20 protein-coding genes are annotated in these 21,366 nt (G+C 71.3%); 11 read left to right on the plus strand and 9 right to left on the minus strand.

The features are described 5' to 3' along the window. From AC3RXY_RS03460 to AC3RXY_RS03470, 3 genes are all read right to left on the minus strand, one after another. Nucleotides 1-453, minus strand: coding sequence for a CrcB family protein (locus tag AC3RXY_RS03460; protein WP_491509506.1), 453 nt, complete (start codon nt 451-453; stop codon nt 1-3). 127 nt (nt 454-580) lie between these two features. Further along, on the minus strand, nt 581-1,621 hold the full coding sequence (locus AC3RXY_RS03465; protein WP_491509507.1) for a DMT family transporter: 1,041 nt from the start codon (nt 1,619-1,621) through the stop codon (nt 581-583). Further along, on the minus strand, nt 1,618-2,196 hold the full coding sequence (locus tag AC3RXY_RS03470) for a TetR/AcrR family transcriptional regulator (RefSeq protein ID WP_491509508.1): 579 nt from the start codon (nt 2,194-2,196) through the stop codon (nt 1,618-1,620). The genes AC3RXY_RS03465 and AC3RXY_RS03470 overlap by 4 nt, the downstream gene beginning before the upstream one ends. 93 nt (nt 2,197-2,289) lie before the next feature. Here AC3RXY_RS03470 and AC3RXY_RS03475 point away from each other — a divergent pair, with 93 nt between their 5' ends. Then, nucleotides 2,290-3,423: a trans-sulfuration enzyme family protein gene (locus AC3RXY_RS03475; RefSeq protein WP_491509509.1), complete on the plus strand. Its 1,134-nt coding sequence runs from the start codon at nt 2,290-2,292 to the stop codon at nt 3,421-3,423. A gap of 99 nt (nt 3,424-3,522) precedes the next feature. Here AC3RXY_RS03475 and ddaH read toward each other — a convergent pair whose 3' ends face one another. Next, nucleotides 3,523-4,293 (minus strand): dimethylargininase, encoded by a 771-nt coding sequence (gene ddaH, locus AC3RXY_RS03480; RefSeq protein WP_491509510.1) that lies wholly within the window; start codon nt 4,291-4,293, stop codon nt 3,523-3,525. 174 nt (nt 4,294-4,467) lie between these two features. On the opposite strand from ddaH, the gene AC3RXY_RS03485 reads away from it, so the two are divergent. From AC3RXY_RS03485 to AC3RXY_RS03505, 5 genes are all read left to right on the plus strand, one after another. Next, a complete protein-coding gene (locus tag AC3RXY_RS03485) occupies nt 4,468-7,428 on the plus strand; it encodes a lamin tail domain-containing protein (protein WP_491509511.1) in 2,961 nt (986 codons plus the stop codon). A 105-nt stretch (nt 7,429-7,533) separates the two neighbouring features. Then, a complete protein-coding gene (locus AC3RXY_RS03490; protein ID WP_491509512.1) occupies nt 7,534-9,243 on the plus strand; it encodes a circularly permuted type 2 ATP-grasp protein in 1,710 nt (569 codons plus the stop codon). Then, nucleotides 9,237-10,163, plus strand: coding sequence for an alpha-E domain-containing protein (locus tag AC3RXY_RS03495; RefSeq protein ID WP_491509513.1), 927 nt, complete (start codon nt 9,237-9,239; stop codon nt 10,161-10,163). Before AC3RXY_RS03490 ends, AC3RXY_RS03495 begins: the two co-directional genes overlap by 7 nt. Beyond that, entirely contained in the window at nt 10,160-11,005 is an 846-nt protein-coding gene (locus tag AC3RXY_RS03500) for a transglutaminase family protein (protein ID WP_491509514.1), read from the plus strand. The genes AC3RXY_RS03495 and AC3RXY_RS03500 overlap by 4 nt, the downstream gene beginning before the upstream one ends. A gap of 127 nt (nt 11,006-11,132) precedes the next feature. Then, nucleotides 11,133-11,480, plus strand: coding sequence for a hypothetical protein (locus AC3RXY_RS03505; protein ID WP_491509515.1), 348 nt, complete (start codon nt 11,133-11,135; stop codon nt 11,478-11,480). A 31-nt stretch (nt 11,481-11,511) separates the two neighbouring features. Here the strand turns inward: AC3RXY_RS03505 and AC3RXY_RS03510 are convergent, their stop codons facing one another. Further along, nucleotides 11,512-11,844 (minus strand): four-helix bundle copper-binding protein, encoded by a 333-nt coding sequence (locus AC3RXY_RS03510; protein ID WP_498224393.1) that lies wholly within the window; start codon nt 11,842-11,844, stop codon nt 11,512-11,514. Here AC3RXY_RS03510 and AC3RXY_RS03515 point away from each other — a divergent pair. Continuing rightward, nucleotides 11,834-11,959, plus strand: a complete 126-nt coding sequence (locus AC3RXY_RS03515; protein ID WP_498224395.1) for a hypothetical protein — start codon at nt 11,834-11,836, stop codon at nt 11,957-11,959. The genes AC3RXY_RS03510 and AC3RXY_RS03515 overlap by 11 nt on opposite strands. A 128-nt stretch (nt 11,960-12,087) precedes the next feature. Beyond that, on the plus strand, nt 12,088-12,534 hold the full coding sequence (locus AC3RXY_RS03520; protein ID WP_491509517.1) for a hypothetical protein: 447 nt from the start codon (nt 12,088-12,090) through the stop codon (nt 12,532-12,534). A 17-nt stretch (nt 12,535-12,551) separates the two neighbouring features. On the opposite strand, the gene AC3RXY_RS03525 is transcribed toward AC3RXY_RS03520, so the two are convergent. Genes AC3RXY_RS03525 through imuA' form a run of 3 tightly spaced genes read right to left on the minus strand, consistent with a single transcriptional unit; the run spans nt 12,552 to nt 18,198 of the window. Then, nucleotides 12,552-15,863 carry an error-prone DNA polymerase gene (locus tag AC3RXY_RS03525; protein WP_491509518.1) on the minus strand — a complete coding sequence of 1,104 codons (3,312 nt, stop codon included), beginning with the start codon at nt 15,861-15,863 and terminating at the stop codon, nt 12,552-12,554. Beyond that, nucleotides 15,863-17,455 carry a DNA polymerase Y family protein gene (locus AC3RXY_RS03530; RefSeq protein WP_491509519.1) on the minus strand — a complete coding sequence of 531 codons (1,593 nt, stop codon included), beginning with the start codon at nt 17,453-17,455 and terminating at the stop codon, nt 15,863-15,865. Before AC3RXY_RS03530 ends, AC3RXY_RS03525 begins: the two co-directional genes overlap by 1 nt. Then, nucleotides 17,437-18,198, minus strand: coding sequence for a DnaE2-dependent mutagenesis accessory factor ImuA' (gene imuA', locus AC3RXY_RS03535; protein ID WP_491509520.1), 762 nt, complete (start codon nt 18,196-18,198; stop codon nt 17,437-17,439). Before imuA' ends, AC3RXY_RS03530 begins: the two co-directional genes overlap by 19 nt. A 175-nt stretch (nt 18,199-18,373) precedes the next feature. Here imuA' and AC3RXY_RS03540 point away from each other — a divergent pair, with 175 nt between their 5' ends. Genes AC3RXY_RS03540 through AC3RXY_RS03550 form a run of 3 tightly spaced genes read left to right on the plus strand, consistent with a single transcriptional unit; the run spans nt 18,374 to nt 19,734 of the window. Next, the gene (locus AC3RXY_RS03540) at nt 18,374-18,850 is read left to right on the plus strand and encodes a prepilin peptidase (protein ID WP_491509521.1); all 477 of its coding nucleotides are present in this window, start codon (nt 18,374-18,376) and stop codon (nt 18,848-18,850) included. Nucleotides 18,851-18,873: 23 nt separating this feature from the next. Further along, a complete protein-coding gene (locus AC3RXY_RS03545) occupies nt 18,874-19,089 on the plus strand; it encodes a response regulator (RefSeq protein WP_491509522.1) in 216 nt (71 codons plus the stop codon). Between the two features lie 18 nt (nt 19,090-19,107). Continuing rightward, a complete protein-coding gene (locus tag AC3RXY_RS03550) occupies nt 19,108-19,734 on the plus strand; it encodes a CYTH domain-containing protein (RefSeq protein WP_491509523.1) in 627 nt (208 codons plus the stop codon). Between the two features lie 180 nt (nt 19,735-19,914). On the opposite strand, the gene lpdA is transcribed toward AC3RXY_RS03550, so the two are convergent. Then, entirely contained in the window at nt 19,915-21,312 is a 1,398-nt protein-coding gene (gene lpdA, locus AC3RXY_RS03555; protein ID WP_491509524.1) for a dihydrolipoyl dehydrogenase, read from the minus strand. Nucleotides 21,313-21,366: the final 54 nt, after the last annotated feature.

Below are 21,366 nucleotides of genomic sequence, written 5' to 3' on the forward strand. Positions count from 1 at the left end.
TCAGCCCTCCTCCGTCGGCGGCGTCGGGCGGCGTGCCGCGGCGACAGCGAAGCCGACCGCCGTCGTGACCGCGCCGACGAGGACGGTTGCCGTGCCGTAGAGGAGGCCGACACCGGGTGCCGGGGAAGACAGCAGCAGCGCGGTGTCAGCGGCCAGCGCGCTGTACGTCGTGAAGCCGCCGAGCGCGCCCGTTCCCAGGAGCAGCCGGAGCGACTGGCGCCGGCCCGCATCCGGGCCGCTGCGGGCGAGGCCCTCGAGCAGCAGGCCGAGCAGGAACGCCCCGATGATGTTTATTCCGAAGATGGCATATGGCACGCCGTTCACCGGGGGGAAGGTGAGGCTGAGCAGCTCGCGCGCCGCCGTGCCGAGGGTTCCGCCCACGCAGACGAGGCACAGGGATGCGGGCCTCAGGTGCACGGGCCGGCTGGTCGCGGCGGCTCTCCGCTGGTTCATGCGCATCATCTCCTACCTCAGGGCGCGCTCGCGCCGACCGGGTAGGGACCGTTGTCGGAGACTCCGGACGGAGAACCGAGGTTGGATGCGGCGAGCCCCACCGCCGCGACGTATGACGTCATCAGCATCATCGCACACTCCCGTGAGCGTCGGCCGGTTCCGCTCCGCTCCGGGAGGACATCGCACGGGTCGTCGCTTCGACCCGGTGCTCTGCGCGCGTGCGCCCCCGGGAGCTCAGGCGCCGGGCGGCAAGACCGGGGCCGCGATCATCCGGGTGGCCCGGCGCGAAGGCCAGGATCATGAGCGTGGAGGTCATGAGCGCCACACCGGCCCAGCCGGAGACGGTCAACCGTTCCCCGACGACGAGCACCGCGAGGACGGTGGCGACGGCGGGCTCCGTGAGCGTGATGGTGGTGGCGGTGCTGGCAGGAACTCGCGCCAAGCCGTATCCGAACAGCACATAGCCGAGGAACATCGGCACGAGCGCCATGTACGCGGCGACAGCGAGCTCGGGGGCACCCGCGATCAGGGGCGCCCCGGTGGCCAGCAGTACCGGTATCAGCAGGAGTCCGCCGCAGCCGAACACCGCCCCCATCGCCGCGCCCCGGGGGACGCCAGAGGTCATCAGGCGGCGGGCGGCCCAGGAGTACGCCGCGTAGGTCGCCCCGGCGATCAGGCCCAGCGCGATACCGGCGACGGTGGCGCCGGCCGGGCGATCGGCGCGTTCCAGCCCGGAGAGGCACAGGAGCACGCTGCCGACAGCGCCGACCACCGCGGAGAGCACCCACCATCGGCTGAGAGCTCGTCTGTCGACCACACGCTCGAGGAGCCCGGAGAACAGCGGCGCGGAGGCCAGCGACACGACCGAGCCGATCGCGACACCGGCCAGGTGCATCGCGCTGTAGAAGGCCAGCGGGTACACCGCGACGGCCAGGGCGCCGCCGATCACGGCGCCGCGGTGCGCCCGCAGCGCGCCCCGGGCCGCGCGCAGCTCGGGGAGAGCGATCAGGGCCTGCAGCAGACCGCCGATGCCGAGCGCCGCGGCACCGATCGCGAGCGGACCGGCATTCGGGGCGAAGGTCGCCGCCGTGCCGGTCGTGCCCCAGAGGAGGGAGGTCAGGGCGATCGCGGCGACCCCGACGAGGCGAGACCGCCCCGCGTCGCTCATGCCGTGCCCAGCAGTGTCGCGGCGATCCTCCGAGCGTGGACCAGACGGCGGGGGTCCGCCTCCAGGCCCGCGCGGCTCATCGCGCCCTCGAGGAGCAGGGAGAGATGGGGGGCGAGGTCGGCGGCACCCTCCTGGCCGCTGCTGGCGAGCTCGGCGCGCATGATCTCCTCGATCTCCTCCTTGTGCCGGCGCACGGCCTCCCGCCCGGGACTGCCGACCGGAAGCTCGGCGGCGGCGTTGAGCAGACCGCAGCCGCGGAATCCGAGTCCGGCCGCCGCCCGCGCGTGGTCGAGGTACGCGTCGAACACGGCCAGCACGCGGCCGGACGGGGTCTGCGGGGCCGCGGCGAGCCGTCCCCGGTAGAGCGTGAGCCACTCCGCGTGGCGGGCCTCGATGACGGCGAGCACGAGGTCGTCCTTCGAGGCGAAGTTGTTGTAGAGGCTCATCTTCGCGACGCCCGCTTCTGCGGTGATCGTGTCGATGCCGGTCGCCCCGATGCCGTGCGCGTAGAAGAGACGCCCTGCGGAGTCGAGGAGACGATCGCGGGCCGGCGCCCGCCGCGTACGGTCGGTCATAAGGTAGACCAGTCTACCTAGCCGACGCGGGCGTAGGATCGCTCTGCGTTGCGGCGCCCGCCGGATCGCAGCACGACGCGACGGAGGCGGCGGATGACGGAATGGTCGCGGCAGACCCTGCTGGCCCAGGCGATGGGGCGTATCGACGAGACGACGCGCGCGGTGACTCCGCCGATCCACATCACGTCCACCTATGTCCGCGACGAGGACAACCGTTATCGCTCCGGCAACATGTACGGTCGTCCCGACAACGAGACCGTCCGTGAGGCGGAGAATGTGATCCGGATGCTGGAGGGGGGCAGCAGCGCGATGCTGCTCGGATCGGGGATGTCCGCGGCGATCGCGGTGTTCCTCTCCCAGCGCCCCGGAGACCACATCGTCGTCCCGGACGTCATGTACTGGGGGCTGCGAGACTGGCTGTTCCGCGAGGGGCTGGCGTGGGGCCTGCGCATCGACGCGGTCGACACGAGCGACCTCGACGCGCTCCGCGCCGCGGTTCGGCCGGGGGAGACGACCCTGGTCTGGATCGAGACGCCGTCGAACCCGCTGTGGACGGTGACCGACATCGCCGCAGCCGCCGAGATCGCCCACGCGGCAGGAGCCCGCCTGGCCGTCGATTCGACGGTCGCCACGCCCCTGCTCACCCAGCCGCTCTCGCTCGGCGCAGACATCGTGATGCACTCGGCCTCGAAGTACCTCAACGGCCACTCCGACGTCATCGCCGGCGCCCTGTGCACCGCGCGGGAGGACGAGCTCTGGGAGCGTATCCGCCGGGCTCGCGCCACGATGGGTCTCATCCTCGGCCCGCTCGAGGCGTATCTGCTGCTGCGCGGAATGCGCACCCTCCACCTGCGGGTGCCGGTCGCGAGTGCCGCGGCGATGCGGATCGCCGAGCACTTCACCGCCGACCCGCGCGTCGTCGAGGTCCTGTATCCGGGCCTGACCGCTCACCCGGGCCATGAGGTCGCCGCGCGTCAGATGAGCGGCGGGTTCGGTGGAATGCTGTCCATCCGCGTGGCCGGCGGCGAGGAGGCGGCCATCCGCGCCGCCGCCAACGTCAGGCTGTGGAAGCGGGCGACCTCGCTCGGCGGGGTCGAGTCGCTCATCGAGCACCGCTCGTCGGTCGAGGGGCCGAGCACTCCGTGTCCGCCGGATCTGCTGCGGCTGTCTGTCGGGACGGAGAGCGTGGCCGATCTCATCGCCGACCTGGAGGCGGCCCTCCGCTGACCGGACTCCGGCACATTCGGCGCACGGCGCCGAAAACCCTGGCTTGCGAGGTCCGGGTGCCGAATGTGCCTGAGTTGGGCAATGACCGCCGCGACCGCGTCAGTCCAGGCAGCGCACGCGCACGGAGAGGCAGGTCACGCAGCCCTCGAGCTTCTCGTACTCCGAGATCGCGACCTCCGTCACGCCGTAGCCGAGGTCACGCAGCAGCTCCGCGGTGCGCGGTGCGGAAGCGGAGATGAGCAGCTCGCTGTCGCTGAGACACAGCACAGCCGCACCGTCCGGCTCCGGAACGGGGAGGAAGTGCGTGAAGATGTCGGGGTTGTCGACGTACTCCGGGTAGCCGATCACCGTGCCGTCGGGAAGGGCGGTGACCGCCGTCTTCAGATGCAGCACCACGCTCACCGGCACGGCGATCACGCGGGCGCCGAGCGGGGCGAGGATCCGGCGCAGCTGGCGAACGCCCTCCGCGTTCGTGCGTCCACCGCGTCCGACGTAGACGGTGTCGCCGATCTTCATGACATCGCCGCCGTCGAGGGTGCCTGGCGCCTGGATCTCGACGACCGGGCAGCCGAGCGCCTCCACGACCCGGCGTGTGCCGGCCGGCTCCGGCTTGCGCGTGTCATCCCCCGGGCGGGTGATCACCGCGACATTGCGGTACATCACGACGGAGTCCTCGACGAAGACCGCGTCGGGGCAGTCGTCGGCCGGGTCGACCTCGAGGGTGGTCCAGCCGTGCGCCTGGAGGGCGTCGACATAGGCCTGCCACTGCTCGCGGGCACGGTCGAGATCCACAGGCTCGCGCTCGATGTGCTCGACGAGGCCCTCGTTCAGGCGCGGGCCGGGCTGACGGACGAGGGCGATCCGAGACATGGAGTGCTCCTTGAAGAGGACACGCGGCGGCCGCTGCGTGGAGATGAACGGGAGAGCTCCAGCGTAGTCGCGCAGATGCCGCCATCTCCCGCTCTCCGGGCGTACACCTGATGGCAACCCGGCCTCAGCAGGGTGAGACGCGTCTGATGTCCTCGAACCCCAGGAGCCCATCCCATGAGTCCGCATCCGCGCCCCCGGCGCGTGCTGATCGGCGCGGTCGCCCTGTGCGCGATCGTCGCCCCCGTCGGCCTCGCCTCGCCGGCGGTCGCCGCGCCCGCCGGCGCCGATCTCGTCGTCATCAACGAGGTCATCCAGAACAACCCCGCGATCGACGACACGGTCGAGCTGATGAACACCGGCACGGAGCCGGTCGACGTCTCGGGGTGGATCCTCGCCGACGACAAGGACCGCGACCCGGCCCTGACGATCCCGGCCGGAACGGTCATCGAGGCGGCCGGTTTCCTGGCGATCCCGGTCGACGTCGCCGGCGACGACGCCGGCTTCGGCCTGGGCCGTGCCGACGAGGCTCGGCTGCTGCTTCCCGACCGCACGCTGGTTGATCGCTTCGCGTGGACGGAGCACGCCGTCACCTCCTACGGGCGCAACCCCGACGGGACAGGCGCTTTCGCGGTCACGAGTGAGGCGACCCCCGGCGCGCCGAACGTTTTCGCCGCCCCGGGGCAGGACACCGTGGTCATCAACGAGGTGGAGTCGAACAAGGGCATCCCGGGCGACTGGGTGGAGCTGTTCAACACCGGCTCAGCCGACGTCGATCTGGGCGGCTGGGTGCTGCGCGACGACAAGGACGCCAACGCGTATGCGATCCCGGCGGGCACGGTCGTCCCGGCCGGCGGTTTCGTCGTGCTGGAGGAGGCGCAGTTCGGGTTCGGGCTCGGCAGCGCAGACGAGGCGCGCCTGTTCCTCCCCGATGGCGTCACCCTCGTCGATGCGACGAGCTGGGCCGCGCACGCGCCCGAGACCTGGGGGCGCTGCCCGGATGGCGTCGGGGCCTTCCGGGAGACCGCGTCGGCGACCCAGGGCGCGCCCAACGACTGCGACCCGGCCGACGTGCCGGCCGTGGTGATCAACGAGGTCGAGTCCAACGGCGGCACGCCGGGCGACTGGGTGGAGCTGCTCAACACCGGTGCGGAGCCGGTCGATCTCTCCGGGTGGATCGTGCGCGACAGCGACATCCTGCATGTGTCGGTGATCCCTGCGGGCACCGTCATCGCTCCCGGTGCCTTCCATCTCGTCGAGGAGGCGGATCTCGGCTATGGGCTGGGAACCGAGGACGCCGCCCGGCTGTTCCTCCCCGATGGCGTCACCGTCGTCGACGAGACGTCGTGGGTCGGGCATGCGGCGACCACCTGGGGGCGCTGCCCGGACGGCACCGGCGATTTCGCCGTCACGACAGCGTCGACGAAGGGCGCACCGAACGACTGCGGCGTCGCCGTGCGCATCAACGAGGTCGAGTCCGACGGGGATCCTGCCGGCGATTGGGTGGAGCTGGCCAACGCCGGCCTGGTCGAGGTCGACGTCTCGGGCTTCACGCTGCGCGACAGTGCGCGCGACGGCGCTGTCGTGCTGCCCGCCGGCACGGTGATCCCCGCGGGCGGGTATCACCGGGTCTTCACCGCGCCCGTGTTCGGCTTGGGCTCGACCGACCTCGTCGAGCTGCGGGATGCCGCCGGAGCCGTGCTCGATGAGACGGCCTGGTCTGGTCACGCGGCCACCACGTGGGGGCGCTGCCCCGATCTGACCGGTCCCTTCGGGGAGACGCGCGAGGGCACCCCGGGGGCAGCGAACGCCTGCGACGGCGACGTCGTGGCGGGGCCGTGGCCGGGGGTGCAGGAGGTCGCTGTGGCCGATGAGGCCGGCTTCTTCGGCGGGGACATGAGCGGGCTCGCGTTCGATCCGTCGTCTGTTCCCGGGGCGGCGTCGGTCTGGGCGGTGCGCAACGGCGACGGTGCGCTGTTCCGGCTGGACTTCTCCGACGGTCGTGTGGCGACAGCTCCGGGCGAGGAGGGCGGCGTGATCCTGCGCTTCCCGGGCGGCTCAGGAACGGTCGACGCCGAGGCGGTGACCACGCTCGGCGGTGATGTGGTGTACGTCGGATCCGAGCGCAACACCGGTGCCGGAGATCGGGGGAGTCGCCCGTCGGTGCTCCGCTACGAGGTGGGCGCTGTGGCGGGTGAGGTCACCGCATCCCAGGAGTGGAACCTCACGGCGTTCTATCCGGGCATCGGAGCGAACGCCGGGATCGAGGGACTCGCGTTGATCCCGGATGCCGCGCTGGTCGCTGGCGGGCTCGTCGACGCCGCCACGGGAGCGGCATACGATCCTGCCCGCTACGGCCCGCACGGCGGCGGCGTGTTCTTCGTCGGTGTCGAGGCGACCGGCGTCGTCGCCGGCTATGTCCTCGAAGAGGACGGGCGGATCACCCGCGTCAGTGAATTCGAGACGGTCTTCCCGGGGATCATGGAGCTCGAGTGGGAGCCGGCCACGGGGGAGCTGTGGGCGTACTGCGACGAGGTGTGCGAGGGTCGGAGCGAGACCTTTGCGCTGGCCGGGCGCGGCTCGTTCGTCGCGCAGGCGGTGTTCGAGCGTCCCTCCGGCATGGCGAACATCGCCAATGAGGGCTTGGCCTTCGCCCCGCAGTCGTTCTGCGTCGACGGCAGCAAGCCGGCCCTCTGGGCGGACGACGCCGAGACCGATGGCCACGCGATCCGCGTCGGTGCGATCGACTGTGACGGGGGCGGCTCGACGGGACCGGGGACGGACCCCGGCACGGACCCCGGTACCAACCCCGGCACGGACCCCGGCACGGAGCCGGGGACGGAACCCGGGACAGACCCCGGCACGGAGCCGGGAACGGAGCCGGGAACGGAGCCGGGTGCCGGTCCGGGGACCGACCCCGGCACCGGTACCGGTGACGGCACGGGGCCCGGTGACGGCACGGTGCCCGGTGACGGCACGGTGCCCGGCAGCGGGACCAGCGGGGGATCGGGCAGCAGTCCGGGCGGCACGCTGGCCGTGACCGGCGGCGAGCTCGCCGCACCGCTCGGGTTCGCGGCCCTGGGCATCGCGCTCATCGGCCTGGGGACCGCGGTCATCCTGCGTCGTCGGGAGGCGTGAGCGCAGCCCCGATGGCCACACCGTCCCCCGTGTCATCCGGTTCGTCCGGCGGACACGGGGGACACGTGTAACACGCCGGTAACGCGGACGCGCCACCATGCGCTCATGGGTGCACTCTTCGAGGGGTATGAGAGCCCCCGCACCGGTCGTGGGCGACCGGCGTGGGACGAGATGTTCGCGGCGGGGTCCGGGGCGGCAGTCCGTGAGCCCTACCGAGACATGTATCCGGCGCTCGCACGCATGTCCGACGCCGAGCTTCGGGCGCGCACCGATGCGCTGGCGAACTCCTACCTCGCGCAGGGGGTCACGTTCGATCACGCCGGTGAGGAGCGCCCGTTCCCGCTCGACGTGGTGCCGCGGGTGGTCACCGCCGCGGAGTGGGGATACGTCGCCTCCGGCGTCTCGCAGCGGGTGCGTGCGCTCGAGGCGTTCCTCGCCGACGTCTACGGCTCCCAGCGCGCGATCCGGGACGGGGTGATCCCCGCGGCGCTCATCAGCTCGTCCGCCCACTTCCATCGGCAGGCCGCCGGCGTGCCGATGCCCAACGGCGTACGCATTCACGTCGCGGGTATCGACGTCATCCGCGACGAGGGCGGCGACTGGCGCGTGCTCGAGGACAACGTCCGTGTCCCCAGCGGTGTCAGCTATGTCCTGGCGAACCGGCGGGTGATGGCGCAGACCCTGCCGGAACTGTTCACGAGGATGCGGGTGCGTCCGGTCGTGGACTATCCGGGCAGGCTCCTCCAGGCCCTGCGCGCCGCCGCGCCGGAGGGCGTGGACGATCCGACCGTCGTCGTGCTCACCCCCGGCGTCTACAACTCCGCATACTACGAGCACACGCTGCTGGCGCGGATGATGGGGGTGGAGCTCGTCGAGGGGCGGGATCTGTTCTGCTCGAACGGTCGTGTCTGGATGCGCACCACCGCCGGGCCGACCCGGGTGGATGTGATCTATCGCCGCGTGGACGACGAGTTCCTCGACCCGCAGCAGTTCCGTCCCGACTCCGTGCTCGGCGCCCCCGGGCTCATGCTCGCGGCGCGGCTCGGGCATGTCACGATCGCGAACGCGGTGGGCAACGGTGTGGCGGACGACAAGCTGGTCTACACGTACGTTCCCGACCTGATCCGCTACTTCCTGGGGGAGGAGCCGATCCTCCCCAACGTCGACACCTGGCGCCTCGAGGAGCCGGAGGCCCTGGCGGAGGTGCTCGACCGGCTCGACGAGCTCGTGGTCAAGCCCGTCGACGGGTCCGGCGGGAAGGGGCTGGTGGTCGGCCCCGCTGCCTCCGCCGAGGCCCTCGCGCAGCTGCGCACCGCCTTGCGCGCAGACCCCCGCGGCTGGATCGCCCAGCCGGTCGTGCAGCTCTCCACGATCCCGACGCTCGTCGACGAGGGCTTCCGGCCGCGCCATGCCGATCTGCGGCCGTTCGCGGTCAACGACGGCGATGACGTCTGGGTGCTCCCCGGCGGGCTCACCCGCGTCGCGCTCCCGGAGGGGCAGCTGGTGGTGAACTCGAGCCAGGGCGGCGGGTCCAAAGACACCTGGGTGCTCGACGATCGCGTCACCACCGGCGCGCTGCCGGCACCGACCGCCGTCGCCGGTGGGGTCGCGGACGGCGCTGCAGAGGAGGTCTCCCTCGCGACGGGCGCGATCGCGGTGATCGCGCCCGCGCCCCGCGCCGACCGCGGCCCGGCCTTCCGCTCCTCGCCGCAGGACGAAGACCTCCGGGCTCGTCAGCAGCAGCAGCAACAGCAACAACAGGCACGGACCCGAGAGGCTGCGGTTGTCGTGCCGGAAGGAGCGGGCGCATGCTGAGCCGCATCGCCGAGGCCCTGTTCTGGATCGGGCGCTATCTGGAGCGGGGCGACGGAACGGCACGCATCCTCGACGTGCACCTGCACCTGCTGCTTGAAGACCCTTGGGTCGACGAGGACACGGCCTGCCGTGCGCTGCTGTCCATCATGGGCACGAGCGCCGACGCCGGGGCAGAGCTCAGCCGTGAGGACGTCGTGTCGATGCTCGCCGTCGACCGTGAGCACCCGGCCTCGATCGCTCACTCGGTCGTCGCGGTGCGGGAGAACGCGCGTCGCGCTCGCGAGATCATCTCGAGCGAGCTGTGGGAGACGCTGAACGAGACGCGGGCGGCCATACCGCGCTCGATCGCCTCGGACAAGACCCACCGCTTCTTCCGCTGGGTGCGCGATCGGTCTGCCCTCGCCTTCGGGGTGATCGAGTCGGCGACGATCCGCGATGAGGCGTGGCAGTTCCTCTCCCTCGGCCGCGCGATCGAGCGGGCCGATATGACAGCCAGGCTCCTGGCCACCCGATCGCTCGGCGACGGCGGTCCCAACGCGAGCACGCTCCTGCGCAGCTGCGGCGGGTATGAAGCGCATCTGCGCAGTCATCCCGGAATCCCCACGGCCGATTCCGCCGCGTCGTTCCTGCTGGTGGACCGCCTCTTCCCGCGCTCGGTGCTGTTCAGCGTGCTGCGCGCGGAGGAGTGCCTGCGCGCGATCGATCCGTCCGTCTCACCGCACGGCGCGCCCGATGCCGCGCAGCGGGCACTCGGACGGATCCGCGCGGAGCTGGAATACCGGCCGACGGCGGAGATCGTGCGCAGCCTCACCGCAAGCATGGAAGAGGTCCAGATCGGCGTCTCACAGGCGAGTGATGCGATCCGCGAACGCTACTTCCCCGCCATCGCCATGCCCGTCTGGATGGAGGAAGCGCTGTGAGCCGTCTGCACATCGTCCACCGCACGGGCTTCTCCTACGAAGAACCGGCGACCGCGTCCTACAACGAGGCGCGCATGCTGCCCCAGTCCCAGGGTCCCCAGCTCGTGCTGCAGGCCGGGCTGGAGATCTCCCCGACCGCGGCGCAGCATTCGTACGTGGACTACTGGGGAACGCGGGTGTCGACGTTCGAGGTTCTCATCCCGCATCGCCGGCTCGCCGTCACGGCGACGAGCACGGTCGACGTGCGACCGGTCGCCCGTGCCGCCGCCCCCGTCGCATGGCACGAGCTGCGCGCTCGCACGGCCCGCTCCGTCGAGCTCGTCGAGTGTCTGGCCCAGACGCGGGCGACGCTGCCGGACGGCGATCTCTCCGACCTTGCGGCGCGCCTGGTCTCCGAGGGCGGGGACATCGACGCCACGGCCCTGTCGATCTGCCGGGCCGTTGGCGAGGCGATGGCGTACATGCAGGGCGTCACCGGCGTGCACACCACCGCGCGGGACGCCTGGCAGGTGCGTACGGGCGTCTGCCAGGACATCGTGCACGTCGCCCTCGGCGCCCTGCGTGCGGCGGGCATACCCGCCCGCTACGTCTCCGGCTACCTGCACCCGGACCCTGCCGCCGGGATCGGGGTCGCCGTGACGGGGGAGTCGCACGCGTGGATCGAATGGTTCGCGGGGGACTGGCGCGGATACGACCCCACCAACCTCGTCGAGATCGGCGAGTCCCATGTGCGTGTCGGGCACGGTCGTGACTACGCCGACGTCGCGCCGCTGCGGGGCGTCTACGCGGGGTCGAGCGGATCCCGGCTGTTCGTATCGGTCGAGCTCACGCGGCTGATCTGACGGGCGGCTCAACAGCAACCGGATGCGGGCGTTTGTTGCAATGCGTGTCGGGCGGGATGGTCTCCGCGGCGGGCCGGCAATACCGTTGCGGAGAACCATTCCCGTGCATGAGCAGAGGAGACAGACCGTGACCAGCCTGCGCCCCGCCCTTCCGCCCCTCGAGGTGCGTGAGCGTGCGGCGTGCATGTGCGGCCACGGCGATGTGTGCTCGTCCTATGCTCCCGGGCACGCGCTGCACCTGATCCAGGCGCGCATGGCCGCGGCCACGCCGGCCGCGTGGGCTGACGCGATCGTCGAGTCTGCCGATGCCGGGAGCGGCGTGATCGTGCTGCGCACCCTCGATGGCGATGCCGTGTCGATCTGGCACGCCGGCAGCGCAGCCCTCGAGGCACCGCAGGGCACCCCGGTGGCCGTGCACCGTCGTTACGGCGTCCTCGCGGTCGGGCGCGTGCGCTTCAACGTCGCGCTCGGCTGAGGCCTCCGCGGGGCACAGCGACGCGGCGGCGTCAGGCGGCCGCCATCATCATCGACTTCATCGACATGCACGCGTCCATGCAGTCCTGGCAGGCCTGAGCGCACATCCGGCACACGTCGCTGTGCTCGGCGTGCGCCATGCACTCGTCCATGCACATCTGGCACATCGCCATGCAGGCGTCCAGCATCGACATCATCACGGCGGGCGTCATCCCCTGCATGCGCAGCATCGAGCGCATCATCGTGCCGCACATGTCGGCGCAGTTCATGCAGGCCGGGCCGCACGACATCATCTGCGTCGAGCACACGGTGCACGCCTGCTCGCAGGCCATGCAGGCGTCCATACAGGCCTGCATGACCGCCATGTCCATCGACTCCATGCCGGGCATCGACATCATGTCTGCCGACATCGCATCCATCATCTGGTTCATCTCGCACCTCGTCTTCTCGGGGATCGACGCGGGCGATGTGCCCGCCTGATGCCAGGCTAGACCCCGGTGCCCGGCGCGCGACAGGGGGCAGGGCAGGGGAATTTCGACTGCCGGGTCTCCCTTCCGCCCGGCCGCTGGCACTGTCCTCCGCAGTGTCGGGAGTCCTAGCATGGGGGCATGGTGAGGACGATCAGCATCGAGGGGCCCGCCGTGATCCCCGCCGGGCATCGCATCGGGGTCTCAGAACGCGACGGAGCCGACAGCCCGGCCGACGGCGGGATCGTCACCGGCGTGATCGATCTCGAGACCGGGGTGTGGTTCGATGCCCATCCGGCCGATGCCGCCGTGCGCCGCTGGGTGGGGCACGTCACCGGATGCACGCTCATCACCCGGGAGGGGCGGACACGGACGGAGCTGATCGTCGAGCCGGTCGCAGAGCCTGCGGGGGTCGTCGTGTCGGAGCGGGCCATCTCGTCGTCCGACTACGCGGCGACGCCGGGAGGCGAGGCCGCGAGCGAGGCGTTGTCCGCCGCCGACGCCGCGGCCATCGCCGCGCAGCGCCAGGCGGCCTGGTGGGGCGGGGGAGAACGTACCCCGGGCCCGCCGCCCGAGCGCTTCTGGTGACCGGCGACGGCCCGCGATCACCGGAAATCCCGTGACGACACCGCGATGCCGACCCGGAGATCCTCGAAGGCGTCCGCGATGATGTTCGCCACGCCCTCGGGAGAGCGCTCCAGGATGCCGCGGACGATGAGTGCAGGACCGTCACGGACGATGCGCCGATAGCGGCTCCACACCCCGGTCGAGCACACGACGTTCATCACACCGTGCTCGTCCTCCAGGTTCAGGAAGGTGATCCCGGATGCCGTCGCAGGACGCTGCCGGTGCGTCACCAGGCCGGCGACCTCGACCCGGCGCCCCGCTTCATGCGTCGCCAGGTCTGTCGAGGGCAGCACGCCGCGAGCATCGAGCACCGTGCGGAAGTGCGCGATCGGATGATCGTCGACGCTGACACCGGTCGCCCAGAGATCTGCGGTGAGCTGCTCATAAGAGCTCTGGTCCGGGAACAGCGGTGGCTGCACCGCGATCGCGGTGCCCGGGAGGTAACGGGCGCGGTCGGTGGCCGCGGCCCCGGCCGTCCAGATCGCCTCGCGCCGGGTCACCCCGAGGCATGAGAGCGCTCCGGCCGTGCTGAGCGACTCCAGATGGGCAGCGGTCACGTCGGTGCGGCGCACCAGATCGTGCATATCGCGGTAGGGGCCGTCCCGCCGTCGCTCCGCCACGATTCGCGCAGCCGTCTCCTGGCCGATCCCGCGGATGCCGGCGAGCCCCATGCGCACGGCGAAGCCGCCGTCCCGCCGATGCTCCGAGCTCAGCGGACCGCCGGCGGGCGCGGCATCCGCGTCGATCGCTTCCAGGGCCTCGGTCGTCTCGGACGCATGCAGGTCTGGCCGACGCACCACCACGCCGTGCCGACGGGCATCGGCGGTGAGCGTCGCCGGAGAATAGAAGCCCATCGGCTGAGAACGCAGCAGTCCGGCGAGGAAAGCCGCCGGGTAGTGCAGCTTCAGCCAGGAGCTGGCATACACGAGAGACGCGAAGGCCAGGGAGTGCGATTCGGCGAAACCGAAGTGCGAGAACGCCTGGATCTGCGCGTAGATCCGATCCGAGGCCTCCGCCGAGAGGCCGTGACCGGCCATTCCTCGATAGAGCTTCTCGCGGATGCTCTCGATGCGCTCCAGCCCGCGCTTGGAGCCCATCGCCCGGCGCAGCACATCGGCCTCCTCCGCGGTGCAGTCACCGAGGGCGGTGGCCATCTTGATCAGCTGCTCCTGGAACACCGGTATGCCGTATGTGCGCTTGAGGATCGGCTCCACCAGCGGGTGGGGATAGGTCACCGGTTCCTTCCCGGTCTTGCGCCGCACGAAGGGGTGCACGGCGCCACCCTGGATGGGGCCGGGGCGGATGAGGGCGATCTGGATCGCGAGATCGTAGAAGCACCGCGGCTGCAGCCGGGGGAGCAGCCCCATCTGCGCGCGAGACTCGACCTGGAACACCCCGATCGAGTCCGCCCGGCACAGCATGTCGTAGACCGCGCTCTCCCCCTGCGGGATGCTGTCCAGATCCCAGCTCTCGCCGAGGGCCTCGGCAACGATGTCGAAACAGTTGCGCAGCGCCGAGAGCATCCCCAACCCCAGCAGGTCGAACTTGACCAGGCCCATCCAAGCCGCGTCGTCCTTGTCCCACTGGATGACGGTGCGACCCGGCATCCGCGCGTGCTCGACCGGTACGACCTCGCCGACGGGCCGGGCGGTCAGCACCATGCCGCCCGAGTGGATGCCCAGGTGCCGCGGCGCCCTCATCAGCTCCTCGGCGTAGGACACCACGACGGCGGGGATGTCGTGGTCGGCGGTCTGGCCCAGGTCATGCCGCTCGATCTGGCGAGACCAGGCGTCCTGCTGTCCGGGGGAGTAGCCGAGCGCCCGCGCCATGTCGCGCACGGCGTTCTTGGGCCGGTACTGGATCAGGGTCGCCACCTGGGCGGCGTTCTCCCTGCCGTACTTCTCGAACACCCACTGGATGATCTCCTCACGACGATCGGACTCGAAGTCGACGTCGATGTCCGGCTCCTCGTCCCGGGTGGTGGCCAGAAACCGCTCGAACGGCAGGTCGTGGTAGATCGCGTCGACCGCGGTGATTCCCAGCAGATAGCAGACCGCGCTCGCCGCGGCAGATCCGCGCCCCTGGCACAGGATGCCGCGCCGGCGCGATTCCTGCACGATGTCGTACACGATGAGGAAGTACCCGGGGAAGTCCTTCTCCTCGATCACCCGCAGCTCGCGTGCGATGCGATCGCGGCCCTGCGCGGTGAGGCCGGGGTAGCGGCGGGGTGCCGCCTCCCAGACGAGATGGCGCAGATGCTCCATCGGCGTGCATCCGTCGTCCGCCGCGTAGCGGGGAAGATCGGGACGGGCGCGGCGCAGGGGGAAAGCGCAGGTGTCGGCGATCGCGACGCTGCGTGCCACAGCACCCGGATAGCGCCGGAACCGTGCGGCCATCTCCGCCCCGGACCGCAGGTGCGCGCCGTCGTGCGCCGGCAGCCAGCCGTCGAGCTCCGCCATGCTGCGCGTGGCACGAACGGCGGCGACCGCCTCGGCCAGACGCGCCTTCTCCGGGACGGCGTAGTGCACATTGCCCGTCGCCACGGTCGGCAGGCTGTGTGCGGCAGCCAGGGCAGCGAGGGCGTCGTTGCGGCGGGTGTCCTGGGGGTCGCCGTGATCGGTGAGCTCGACCACGACCTGGTCGCGTCCGAACAGGTCGATGAGCCGCCGCAACGGGGTCGCCGCGTCGCCGCGGGCGAGGCCCTGGCGAACGGCGCCCTTGCGGCATCCGGTGAGGACAACCCAGTGCCCTTCCGCGCGTGCGGCCAGGTCGTCGAGGTCATAGACGGGGCGGCCTTTCTCACCGCCGCGCAGGTGTGCGGCGGTGAGCGCGCCAGAGAGCCGGTGATAGCCCTCCTCGCCGCGGGCGAGGAGGAGCAGATGCTCGCCAGCGGGGTCCGGGACGCCGTTCTGCGGCCCGGGCAGCCCCAAGGACAGCTCGGCGCCGAAGACGGTGGCGGTCTGCGCGCTCTCGGCCGCCTCGGCGAAGCGCGCCGCCCCGTAGAGGCCGTCGTGATCGGTCAGCGCGAGAGCGTGCAGACCCAGGCGTGCGGCCTCCGCGACCAGGTCTGCGGGGGAGGAGGCGCCGTCGAGGAAGGACAGGGACGAGTGCGCGTGCAGCTCGGCATAGGGCACCGTGTCGGGAGGCGCCTCCACGGCGGCCGGGGCGTCGGCGCGGTCGGTCCGGGGTGACGCGGGCTCCTCCGCCGACCCCGTGCTCCGGCGCGGCGGACGGCCGCTGAGCGTGCGCTCCAGCTCGTGCCACGGCATCGCCGGATTGTGCCAGCCCATCAGCCGTACCGCCCCTCGGCCTGCCAGCGTTCATCCTCGAAGAGCACGAGCCAGGCGCGGTCGTTCTCGTCCACGAGCTGGAAACGGTGTCCGTGCCGGGCCCGCAGCGGGTCCCACGCGTGCTCGTGGAGGGGCCACGGACCGGCCCAGGCTCGGATGGCACGAGGCGGGGCGCCGGGCAGCTCGAGCTGCGCCGGCACAGCCGACAGCGCGGCCCTGGCGTCGACGTGCACCGTCCGGCCAGCGGCATCGGCGACGCGTAGCGGTCTCGGCGGCCGGAACACCTCGCTCGGCAACGGGGCGGGCAGGCTCGCGGGCCAGGGTGCCGCTGGGTCCTGTTCCGGCACGGCACGCTCACCCCAGGGAGTGAGCATCTCTCGATCGGTGAGCCGGCGGCCGCCGGAGCGCGACGCGGTGAGCACACCGCGGTGCCCCAGCAGCGTCTGCACCCGGGACAGGGCATGGTGCAGGCGATCGTCGTCGCCCTGGCCGAACAGCGCCTGACGGTGCTGCCGTGCGGGCTCGAGCCCCTCGGGCGCGATGCGCACCGCGACGATCCCCGCGGAACCGTCGGCCGCACCCTCCGCGCCCCGTTCCTCGGTCATGCCCTCCAGTTGCCAGCGCACCCGGTCGACGACATCGCTGGCCTCGAAGAAGGTCGGATGCAACCAGGTGCGCGTCCCGGTGCGCCCCCGGTCATCGGTGAGCTCGATGCGCATCTGCGTGGTCACCAGAAGAGCCTCGCCCAGCATCGCCATGATCTCGTCGACGGTCTGCCGCACGGCGAAGGCCACCTGATCCGCCTGCCAGAGCGGATCGGCGAACTCGATCCGTCTGGCGGGCTCCTCGGGGAGCATCGTCGCCGGAGGCAGGGGAGCCCTGAGACCACGGGCGAGGGCCTGCAGATGCGCGCCGCGCTCTCCGAAACGATCGCGGACGTCCTCGGGGCGCAGCGCTGCGAAGTCGCCCAGGGTGCGCACTCCGAGGCGCACGAGGAGAGGGACGAGGTCGGCGTCGTCGAGCACACGCACCGGGAGCCGGGAGAGGAAGGCCTCGGTCTCGCCGGGAGGGATGATCGTGCACGACGAAGCAGCGCCGGAGGGCGCAGGACCGTGCCGTGCCGCCTGCTCTGCGGCGAAGAGCCCGTCCGAGACACCGGCGCGCGCATCGTCCCAGCCCTGTGCGCTGAGCACGTCGAGCAGGTGCCGGGCGGCGCTCTCCTCCCCGCCGTAGAAACGGCAGACGCCGCGGGCGCGCAGCGACACCAGCCCCGGCCGGAGGACGGCCCCTCCTGGGGCATGATCCTCGAGCACGCGCAGCACCGGGCGGAAGGCCCGCTCGTCGCGATCGGCGTCGGCGGACAGCAGCGTGAGGGTCGGGATGAGGCCCTGCGCGACCCGGCGATGCTGGCCGCGGCGCACGCCCTGATCGCGCGCGGAGGCCGTGCAGGCGACGACGATGCCCCTGTGCAGGAGCGCGGCGGGCGGATGCGGCGGTGCGGACAGCGCGGCGCGCAGAGGCCAGTCGGGGAACCAGAGCACGAGACAGCGCTCCGACCGGTGCGCTGCGTCGCTCAGCCGGTCCGTGTCCACGCCGGCCCTCTCTCTCGAGCGGTGGGGTTGAGCGCGCGCAGGACGGGGGCCGACGCGCCCTCCTCCGTGGCCGGAAGCTCTTCGACAGCACCGGACGGGCCGGGCAGGCGCACGGTGACCCGGCGGGGAGCACCGGCTCTGGCGCCGGTGAAGCCCACGACGGTCGTACAGCCGTCGATCAGCCCGGAACCGTTCTGCAGTCCCTCCCAGCGGCGGGAGAGCACCCGGAGCTCTCCTTCGCTCTGCGGCCACGGCGTGGTCACCAGGAGCGTGCACCCCCGGTCGCGCAGACGTGCCTGCAGCCGGGATATCGCGGCATCGCCGGCGTGCTGTGCGGAGTGCACGGCGATGAGCGGCACCGCCTCGGCGAGTGCGCCGAGCACCGTCATCCAGCGCGGACCGGGATCCGGCACAAGGGCCAGCCGGTCGAGCCGCACCCCGTGCGCCGCCGCGGCCTCCGTGCCCAGCGTGGGGAAGCCCACGGCCGCGCACCAGGAGCCGGATGAGGACGCGGCGGCCAGAAGAGCAAGCACCAGATCGGCTGAGGGTGCGAGAGAGTAGGTGGTGCCGCGACGGAGCCCGCCGCCGGGGAAGAGCGGCGCCAGGGGGGAGAGCACGGGCAGGAGCGCGGTCTCCGCGCGCCGCCGCTGCATCCGTCCGATCTCACGCTGCAGGCGCAGCACCTCCGCGGCCCGGGCTGCGGAGGGCCGAGGAGGGGCATCGGAGAACGCGGTGAGAGCCATGGCTTTCCTCGAAGATAGTTTCGAATATCACGGGATGTATTCACGATGATAGTTCGTACATCCGACATCGTCACGTCGTCCGGGGATGTGTGATCCGCGTGCTCCGAACGCGTGATCTCTCCACAGATCGACGCAGACGCCCGCCCGCGGCCGGCCGGCGCTCTAGCCTGGCCGCATGGCGATGGGCATCCACGCGGCGATCGTCGCGATCGCGCACGTCGGCCTGCTGGCGGTCGCCGTTGCTCTCATCGAGATCGACATCCGCGAGCACCGTCTGCCGAACCGCATCGTCCTGCCCGCGCTGGCGGGGGTGCTGGTGCTCGTCGGGATCGAGGCGGCGGTGCGCGCGGATCCGGAGACGCCCGGGCGAACGGTCGGCGGCATGGTCGTCCTGAGCGCTCTCTACGCGATGCCGTGGCTGCTCGGCAGCGACGGCATGGGCGGGGGAGACGTCAAGCTCGCCGCTCTCGTGGGTGCCGTCCTGGGGTGGCACAGCTGGCGGGCCCTGCTGATCGGCGGAGCGGCGGCCTTCCTGCTCGGTGCCCTGTTCGCGGTCGCGCTCATGCTCGTGCGCCGCGCCGATCGGACCACGCGCATTCCCTTCGGTCCCTGGATGATCCTCGGCGCGGTGCTCGGCGTCGCGGCTTCCTGAGCGCGCCGGGCTATGGTGGTCCCATGGCAATCGCGCGACTCCATGGCGGACCGCTGGACGGTCAGGTCCTTCCCCTTTCCGACACCTCTGCGGACAGCATGATCGTGCCCTACGGCGCAACGCAGATCATCTACCGGCGGCAGGGAGACCCGACCAACACCGGCCCGTCCGACGGCCCGACGCAGGTGGCCTTCTGGTTCATCGAGTCCAGCGACGACATCGTCCCCACCGACGACTGAGAAGGTCCGGATACCCCTGTGAGCATCGATGACGCGTCCGCGTGGCAGTCGATCGAGATCGAGCGCAAGTACGACGCGGACGCCGATACCGCGACCCCGCGGTGGGATGCGGTCCCCGGGATCGATGAGGTCGAACCCCTCGGCGTGTTCGCTCTGGACGCGCAGTACTTCGACACGGCCGACCTGCAGCTGGCTCAGGCGCGCGTCGGCTTGCGTCGCCGGACCGGAGGTCCTGACGCTGGTTGGCATCTGAAGGGTCCCCGGCAGGGCGACGGGCGCCTCGAGACCGGTTGGCCCCTCGACGACGGCGAGGGGACCCCCCCGGCGGTCCTCGACGCGATCGCGACCTGGACGACCGATCCGCTGGTCCCGCTGGCCCGGGTTGAGAACACGCGTACGGCCTCGCTGCTGCGCGGTCCGAGCGGTGTGGTCGCCGAGTTCGTGGACGATCGTGTCCGGGGCACCGATCTGCGCACCGGCACCGTGCGGGTCTGGCGCGAGTGGGAGATCGAGCTCAAAGCCGGCGCGCCGACCGGATGGGCCGCGCAGGGTGCTTTCTTCGCGGCCGTCGAGGCCGCCGTTCTCGTCGCCGGCGGCCGGCTGCCCTCATCGGCGTCCAAGCTCGGCCGCACGCTCGGGCTCTGACGGTCGGCCCCGCCCGCCCGATCCGCGGACTCCGTCCCGTTCTGCGGGCGGATGACCGAAGTCTGCCCGCAGAACGGGACAAGCTCCGCAGATCGGGCGGGCCCGCAGATCGGGCGGGGCGGGTGCCGGCCCAGACGGTTGAGGCCCCCTCCGGGCGGAGGGGGCCTCAACCGTCATGGATCAGAAGTTGATCATGTGTCCCGCGAGGCCGTGGAAGCCCTCCTGCAGGGCCTCGGACAGCGTCGGGTGCGTGTGCACGTTGCGCGCGAGCTCGAGTGCCGTGAGGTCCCACTTCTGGGCCAGGGTGAGCTCGGGCAGGAGCTCGGACACATCGGGGCCGATCATGTGCGCGCCGATGAGCTCCAGGTGCTCGGCGTCGGCGATCAGCTTGACGAAGCCGACCGGCTCGCCCAGGCCGTGCGCCTTGCCGTTGGCCATGAAGGGGAAGGTCGCGACCTTGATCTCGCGGCCCTCGTCCTTGGCCTGCTGCTCGGTGAGTCCGAAGGAGGCGACCTGTGGGGAGCAGAACGTCGCGCGCGGCATCATGCGGTAGTCGCCCAGGGTCATGGTCTCTGCCCCGGCGATGGTCTCGGCCGCCACGACGGCCTGGGCCTCTGCGACGTGCGCCAACTGCAGCTTGGCGGTGACGTCGCCGATGGCGTAGACGCCCTCGACATTCGTGCGCATGTGGTCGTCGATGTCGATCGCCCCGCGCTCGGTGAGCTTGACGCCGGTGTTCTCCAGGCCATAGCCGGTGACGTTGGGTGCGAAGCCGATCGACATGAGCACCTTGTCCGCCTCGATGGAGCCGGTCTGGCCGTCCTTGGCGGTGTAGGTGACGGTGACGGACGAGCCGTTGTCGACGACGCTCTCGACCTTGGTCGAGGTGAGGATGTCGACCCCGAGCTTCTTGTACTGCTTCGCGATCTCCTTCGACACGTCGGCGTCCTCGTTGGGGAGCGCGCGGTCGAGGAACTCGATGATGGTGACCTTCACCCCGTAGTTCGTCAGGACGTAGGCGAACTCCATGCCGATGGCACCGGCGCCGACGATCACGATCGAGTCGGGGAGCTCTCGGCTGAGGATCTGCTCCTCATACGTCACGACGTTCTCGCTGAGCGTCACGCCCGGCAGCAGGCGCACCGTCGAACCGGTGGCGATGATGACGTTGTCGAAGGTCACGGTCTCGGTCGTGCCGTCCGCCTTCGTGACCTGGATGGTGTGGGCGTCGACGAAGGTGCCGCGGCCGTCGTACTCGGCGACCTTGTTCTTCTTCATCAGGAAGTGGATGCCCTTGACGCGTCCGTCTGCGACCTCGCGGCTGCGATCCCACGCCTTGCCGAAATCGAGCGTGAAGTCGCCGGAGATCCCGAAGAAGTCCTTCTTGTGGGTCAGCGTGTGCGCGATCTCGGCATTCTTGAGGAGCGCCTTGGAGGGGATGCACCCGACGTTCAGGCACACACCGCCCCAGTACTTCTCTTCGATGATCGCGGTCGAGAGGCCCAGCTGGGCGCTGCGGACAGCGGCAACGTAGCCACCGGGGCCCGCGCCGAGGATGACGACGTCGTAATGAGTCATGCTGACAGCCTAGTGCTCTCGCCCGGTCGCGGACGAGGGACGACGCACGCCGGA

The sequence above is a fragment of the Microbacterium longlingense genome (assembly GCF_058349825.2).